At 44.5% G+C, this 6,929-nt stretch carries 5 protein-coding genes; 4 read left to right on the top strand and 1 reads right to left on the bottom strand.

The window, feature by feature from the left end; translation table 11 throughout:
* Positions 1 to 164: 164 nt before the first annotated feature.
* Complete coding sequence (locus HDC92_RS24280; protein ID WP_183877479.1) at positions 165 to 440, bottom strand: helix-turn-helix domain-containing protein; 276 nt, start codon at positions 438 to 440, stop codon at positions 165 to 167.
* Positions 441 to 990: 550 nt separating this feature from the next.
* On the opposite strand from HDC92_RS24280, the gene HDC92_RS24275 reads away from it, so the two are divergent.
* The 4 genes from HDC92_RS24275 to HDC92_RS24260 are packed head-to-tail and all read left to right on the top strand — an operon-like array spanning position 991 to position 6,924.
* Positions 991 to 1,218 carry a hypothetical protein gene (locus HDC92_RS24275; protein WP_183877478.1) on the top strand — a complete coding sequence of 76 codons (228 nt, stop codon included), beginning with the start codon at positions 991 to 993 and terminating at the stop codon, positions 1,216 to 1,218.
* Between the two features lie 44 nt (positions 1,219 to 1,262).
* Complete coding sequence (locus tag HDC92_RS24270) at positions 1,263 to 2,546, top strand: TlpA family protein disulfide reductase (RefSeq protein ID WP_183877477.1); 1,284 nt, start codon at positions 1,263 to 1,265, stop codon at positions 2,544 to 2,546.
* 11 nt (positions 2,547 to 2,557) lie between these two features.
* Positions 2,558 to 5,548 carry a SusC/RagA family TonB-linked outer membrane protein gene (locus tag HDC92_RS24265; protein WP_183877476.1) on the top strand — a complete coding sequence of 997 codons (2,991 nt, stop codon included), beginning with the start codon at positions 2,558 to 2,560 and terminating at the stop codon, positions 5,546 to 5,548.
* A gap of 11 nt (positions 5,549 to 5,559) precedes the next feature.
* Complete coding sequence (locus tag HDC92_RS24260; RefSeq protein ID WP_183877475.1) at positions 5,560 to 6,924, top strand: RagB/SusD family nutrient uptake outer membrane protein; 1,365 nt, start codon at positions 5,560 to 5,562, stop codon at positions 6,922 to 6,924.
* The last annotated feature ends 5 nt before the right edge of the window (positions 6,925 to 6,929 follow it).

Below are 6,929 nucleotides of genomic sequence, written 5' to 3'. Positions count from 1 at the left end.
ATCAAACGGCAAATGTATGGTAGGGCCAGTTTCGAATTACTTAGAAAAAGATTAGTACTCAAACCAACTTAACCACCAAATGTGGGGAAGAACCAGTTTGGAGTGTTTTATCCATCTAACAGAAAATTCTAGAAATTAAACTCTTATTCCAACAGCCTTATCTCCTATCCCTTCCTTTCTTTTCTAACAGAAGGATACTTTGGAATTACGACATCGAAATTAAAGATTTCAGAGGGCTGAACCTCTAAAGCCTTGCATACAGCTACTAAACCACTTACGGAAATATTATTAGTGCCTCTAACAATTCTATAAACCTGGCTGTAGCTAAATCCAGTCCTGTCTTCTATATCTTCTAAGGTAATTCTTCTCTCATTAGAAATCTTCCACAACTTCTCCCTTATAACCCCTAAAAGTGCCTTATCTATATATTGTTCAGCCATGGAACAAAAAGACTTCTTTAAGCGATTTTTTACTATTCCAAATTTGGAATATTATTTATTTTTAAATAAGTTTGTTTAAAATCAATATCATTAAAAATGAACTAATTAAAAAAAATAAATAATGCCAATAATATCGGCATAATCAAGAGTCTCGTCTACAAATTCCGACAATTTGAGATCGATCCGAGGCGATAGATTGATGCCCGTAGTGATAATATACGTACTTTTGTACGACTATAGCGCTATGGGCTCTATCGTAACCGGATCGAAGGTGTCGGAACCTTGTAGTACGGTGATAGGGCCCGCTATAGTTATCGTGCTTCTATCATATCTAGACTCATATTAAATTGAAACTAACTGACAATTGATATGAAAACTGACCAATCTAACCGTACGGAGAACTTCAACCTCGTCATCTGCCCGCCGCACTAGCTTAATTCTATCTAACAGAACAAAGCTCTAACCATCTGAATAATTAACTGCCAGCATTCGGCCAGCGCAATTAAATTGCTATTGCTAAAATGTTGGTCCCATCTCAAACCAACAAAGCATGAAGTATAAAGAAATGAAACTTACTTTCGGCCAAAAGTTTGTCTTGCTGAGACAGATAGCCGATCGGACAGAAGCTGAAACAGCATTATTGTTAAAAAAACGTTTAGACAGTTATCTGAAACACGAAGCCGACTTCCTGTATCCTACAGAGGCCCTGCTTCGGCGAACTGCCAGTTTATATGGGCTCAGTTACCAGGAACTGCTGGAGTTCGGCGAATTCGATTAAATAACACCAGAAACTTATAATACCTAACTAACTTATATAACAACATGAAAAAAACGACAATACTCATCGTAATGGTTATGCTTTGCCATAATTTTAGCTCCAAAGCCCTTGCCCAAACTCCTAAAAATATAGCTGTTGCTGCCACCAGCAGAGGTTTACAGATCGGCCAGAAAGTACCAATTGCTGCAGGCCTCGCAACATACATGGGCAAGCTCATCATCCTTGATTTCTGGGCTACCTGGTGCAGTCCTTGTATTGCGATGATCCCAAAAATGGAAGCCTTACAGGCACAGTTTAAAGATGAAATCCAGATCCTTCCCGTCACTTATCAGCCCCAAGAAGAAGTAAAATCTTTCCTGGCAAAATTGTACAAAGGAAAAACACCAAACCTTCCCCAGATAACCGGAGATAAAGAACTGCACAAACTTTTCCCCCATATCTACCTGCCACATTACGTTTGGATCGACGCTACAGGAAGGGTGATAGCCATTACCGGGACTGAAGAAGTTACTGCAGCAAACATCGAAAAAGCATTAAATCCAGCCGATACGTCACTGGCGTTTAAACAAAAAAAAGACCTTAAAATGGAGCTCGACCGCTACAAACCTTTTCTGATCAACGGCAATGGTGGTAGTGGCGCAAACCTGCAATATCATTCCCTGTTCACTACCTACACAGAAGGAATAGGTATGGGCATAACGGTTTCAAAAGATAGCATTCAGGGCATAAAAATCCTGTTACGCAACCAATCCCCCTCCAAGATGATCAGAATTGCATTTGGTGGCCCGATGTTCGAAACCGCCCGTACAATTATTGATGTTAAAGAACCGGACCTGATCAGAACGCCCGAACAAGGTGACAAGCTGGGCTGGTCAAAAGCGCACAATATGTGTTACGAACTGATGCTGCCACGGCACCTGTCCGCAAATTTCTATCAATTCATGCAACAGGATATGATCCGCTATTTTCCGAAATATACAGCCAGCATGCAGCTCAAATCCGTTGAATGTTTCGTATTGGAAAGAACCAGCAGCATCGATAAATTAAAAACTAAAGGCGGAAAGTCCTTAACCGGTTTTGGAGCTCTTGGCTGCAAGTTGCAGAACTTCCCAATTAGCCGTTTTGTTGACCAACTGCGGCTCATTTACCAGCAAAAATCCAAAATCCCACTACTAAACGAAACCAATTATACCGGGCCGGTGGATATGGAAATCACAGCCCTTTTACAAAATATGGAGGCTGTGAACAAAGCACTGGTAAAATATGACCTACAATTCGTAAAGCGGAGCAGAGAAATCAATATGCTCTTTATATCCGATAAAAAATAAGCGCAATCCACATGAAAAAACTCATCATCATAATATGGGCGATACTGCTCGCCCATACACTTTATGGGCAGGTCATAAAAAGCAAAATAACTGGTAAACAGCCTGATTCCTTAAAAGAGATAAACAACCTGAACGAGGTCAACATCGTTTCTACCGGTTACCAGAAACTACCTAAAGAACGGCAAACCGGTTCCTTTGTACTGGTAGATAGCAACATCCTGTCCCGCGAAGTAAGCACAGGCATCCTCAGCCGCCTGGAAGATGTAGTGCCCGGTCTGGTCTTTAACCGCAATAAGGGCACTACAGAAAACGACATCAGTATACGCGGGCGCAGCACCATCTTTGCTACAGCAAATCCATTGATCGTGGTAGATAACTTCCCTTACGAAGGGGACATCCTGAGCATCAATCCCAACGATGTGGCCAGCATAACCGTGCTTAAAGATGCCGCCGCGGCATCCATCTGGGGTGCGCGTGCCGGCAACGGGATCATTGTCATCACTACCAAACAAGGAAAATATAACCAGAAAGCCCTGCTCAGTTTCGGCAGTAATGTAACCATCGGCGCCAAACCCAATGCATTTTACCTCCCTAAAATGTCGCCTGCCGATTATGCCGTTACCGAACGGAGTCTGTTTGCGAAAGGATACTTTCAAAACTTAGAACTGGCTACCAACAAATTGCCGATTTCCCCGGTGCTGGAATTGTTGATTGCTGCACGCGACCAGAAAATCAGCACTGCCGAAGCAGACAGGTTGATCAATGAAATCGCCGGGCATGATACCCGGCAGGACATAGACAAATACCTGAACCGCAACAGTGTAAACCAGCAATATTTCCTGAATTTAAACGGCGGATCTGCCCATCAGAAATATGCAATCTCTGCAGGCTTAGACCAAAACCTGGCTGCCCAGCTGGGTAACAGTTACAACCGGTTATCCATCAGCGGAAACAATTCCTTCACCTTTTTAAAAGACAGGTTAGAACTGGATGCCGGTGTCAACTATACCCAAAACAGGAATACGGCAAACGCGCTTTCCTATACCCCTACTTACCCCTACGAAGCAATGGCCGATGCAGCGGGTAGTCCGCTGATCGTATCCAGGAGCTTCCGCCAATCCTTTAAAACTGATGCCGAAAAGAAAGGTTTGCTGAACTGGGATTATATACCCCTGAACGAGCTAAACACATCCGATAACACCAGCCAGGTAAACGATCTCCGGGTAAATACCAGCATTAAATATAAGGTTACCCCTTTTTTATCGGCAAGTCTACTCTATCAATACGCAGCCAACACCAGGGCCGGCCAAAATTTGGCCAAAGAAAACAGTTATCTGGTACGAGACCTGGTTAACCGCTACACACAGATTAACACCGATGGCACTTTGCTCAGGAACATCCCCCTGGGCGGTATGCTGGATTTAAATGATACAGAAGGCAATGCCAGCAACTTCCGGGCGCAGCTGGCTTATAACCAGAGCTGGGCAACAAAGCATGCCATTAATGCCATAGCCGGTTATGAGATCAACGACCGCCATACCATTGCCAGGAGCTACCGGTTATACGGTTACGATGAGGAACATGCCACCAGCCAGCTGGTAGATTACATCAAAACCTTTCCCGATTACAGCAATCCGGCAAGCAGCCGGGTGATCGAGAACAGGGATGGCTTTAGTGATCTTACCGACCGTTACCTGTCCTGGTATGCCAATGCTGCTTACACTTTTAAGGAAAGGTATATCCTTTCCGGAAGCGGCAGGCTAGATCAGTCTAACCTTTTCGGTGTAAACGCCAATCAAAAAGGCGTACCGCTCTACTCCGCAGGCCTGGCCTGGATCATCAGCCAGGAAGATTTTTACCATTCATCGGTCCTGTCCTATCTCAAAATAAGGGCCACCTGGGGTTACAATGGCAATGTCGATAAATCCACCTCTGCCTATACCACAGCCATCTACCGGGCAAGCGCAACCTTAACCAGGCTGCCCTATGCCGATATCCAGAACCCGCCCAATCCCGAACTGCGATGGGAACGGGTAAAAACCCTGAATTTTGGTATAGATTTTTCCCTAAAAAATGCGGTTATTGATGGAAGCATTGAATATTATACCAAAAAAGGGATAGACCTGATCGGTGATACTCCCTTTCCGGCATCAACAGGGATTACCACTTACCGTGGCAACTATACCGGTACTAAGGGCAGCGGCATAGACCTGGCCCTGAACAGCAAAAACCTCAACAGGATGTTCAAATGGAGCAGCAATGTGGTGTTCAGCTATGCAACAGATAAAATCAGTGATTACAAAGTAAAAGCCCCTGCCGCACAATACCTGCAGGACGGCGAAGGTGGCGGGCTTACCCGTCCATTCGAAGGCAGGCCACTATTTGCTTTATACAGTTACCGGTGGGCGGGTTTAGATCCAACCAATGGTGATCCGCAAGGTTACCTGGACGGAGTAGTCAGTAAAGACTATGTAAAGATCATCCAGACCGCCAATCCAGATAACCTGAAATACGAAGGCTCGGCCAGGCCGCTGTTTTTTGGTTCCCTACGCAATACCTTCAGTTATAAATCTTTCAGCCTGTCCGCCACTATCAACTTTCGTTTCCGCTACTATTTCAGGCGCAGCTCCATTACTTATGGCAATGCCGAAGGCCTGGGTGGCCATGGCGATTACAGCAGCAGGTGGAAACAGCCCGGTGACGAAACTTTTACCAATGTGCCCTCCATCCCACTGGTCAGCAATACCAACCGGGATAATTTCTATACCTATTCCGCAACACTGGTCCAGCCTGGCGATCATATCCGCTTTCAGGACATCAACCTGAGCTATAACCTAAGGCAGGCCAGCATGTCCAGGCTCCCATTTAAACAACTCAGTCTGTTTGCTTTTGCCAATAACATAGGCATTCTGTGGAGAAAAAACCAGGCAAAACTAGATCCGGATAACCTGCAGGGTACAACCCTGCGCAGTGTCGCTTTCGGTATAAAAGGAACCTTTTAAAAACCAGTCATATGAACAACTATAAATATTTACTGCTCCTTTCGCTCGCTGTATTCAGCTCCTGCGGAAAAGAATTTCTGGAAGCAAAACCAGATAAGGCACTGCTGGTGCCCACTACCCTCTCGGATATGCAAGCACTGTTAAACAATACGGCAAACATATTCAACAAGTCTCCCTACCTAACTGTACTGGCCAGTGATGATTTCTATACCAGTACCGCGGGCTGGCAGGGATTGAGCGTAATACCCGAAAAAAACGCCTACATCTGGGCAAAAGACGTTTACGAAAGCAAAAGTATTGGCGATTGGAATAATGCCTACAAACAAATTTTTTATGCCAATGTAGTGCTCGATGGGCTTTTGAAAATAGAAACAAATGATCAGGCAAGTTTCAATCAAATTAAAGGGTCGGCTTTATTTTATCGCGCATGGGCTTACTACAAACTCGCAGAACAATTCTGTGCACCCTATCAAAATACAACTGCAGCAACAACACCCGGTATCATGCTCCACCTCAATTCCAATGTGAACGAAAGGCCAGGCCGGGGCAACCTGCGGCAATTATACGACCAGCTCATCGATGACCTGGTTACGGCATCACCACTACTTTCGGTAAGCGTCGATATCAAAACCAAGCCTTCCAAAGCTGCAGCATTAGCCCTGTTATCTAAAGTTTACCTGGCCATGGAAAGATATGATCTGGCACTTAAATATGCAGATGAAGCCCTGGCTATCAGCAGCAGGCTAATAGACTACAACACCCTCACGTTAACTGCAGCCCGGCCTTTTCCAAATCCGCTTACGGGCGTCAATGACGAAGTACTGTTTTACAGCGCATCTACCGCAGCAACGTTAAATGCTGCATTAACACTCGTAGATTCTACTTTGTATAAAAGCTATACCAGTAACGATCTGCGCAGGCAGGCCTTTTTTAAGGATGCAGGAAAGGGATTGGTTACTTTTAAAGGAACCTACAGTGGCAGTATTGGCGCAACTACCTTTTTCGGATTAAGCGTAGATGAAATCTACCTGATCAAAGCGGAATGTGAAGTGCGCCAGGGCAGGACAAATGAAGGTATCAAAACACTTAACCTATTGCTCGAAAAAAGATGGCTTAAAAATACCTTTAAACCCTATCAGGAAACAAACCAGGATTTGGCCTTGTCAATCATCCTGGCCGAGCGCAGAAAAGAACTGATTGCCAGGGATACCCGTTGGACTGACCTGAGACGATTAAATTCTGATGCCCGTTTTCAGGTAACATTAAAACGGGTGATTAATAATCAGGTGTATGAATTGCCACCAGGGGATAACCGGTATGTTTTCCCTCTTCCGGACAATGAGTTATCAGAACATGTAATACAAAATACAAGATAAATTTA

Source organism: Pedobacter sp. AK017, assembly GCF_014200825.1.
In the GTDB taxonomy this organism is placed as follows: Bacteria; Bacteroidota; Bacteroidia; order Sphingobacteriales; family Sphingobacteriaceae; genus Pedobacter; species Pedobacter heparinus.
Note: the sequence above shows the minus strand (reverse complement) of the source record. Positions and strands in the feature narration are given on the sequence as shown.

Excerpts from the sequence above, each read along its gene's own strand:
- HDC92_RS24270 (WP_183877477.1), top strand. The coding sequence starts at position 1,263 with ATGAAAAAAACGACAATACTCATCGTAATGGTTATGCTTTGCCATAAT.
- HDC92_RS24265 (WP_183877476.1), top strand. The coding sequence starts at position 2,558 with ATGAAAAAACTCATCATCATAATATGGGCGATACTGCTCGCCCATACA.
- HDC92_RS24280 (WP_183877479.1), bottom strand. The coding sequence starts at position 440 with ATGGCTGAACAATATATAGATAAGGCACTTTTAGGGGTTATAAGGGAG.
- HDC92_RS24275 (WP_183877478.1), top strand. The coding sequence starts at position 991 with ATGAAGTATAAAGAAATGAAACTTACTTTCGGCCAAAAGTTTGTCTTG.
- HDC92_RS24260 (WP_183877475.1), top strand. The coding sequence starts at position 5,560 with ATGAACAACTATAAATATTTACTGCTCCTTTCGCTCGCTGTATTCAGC.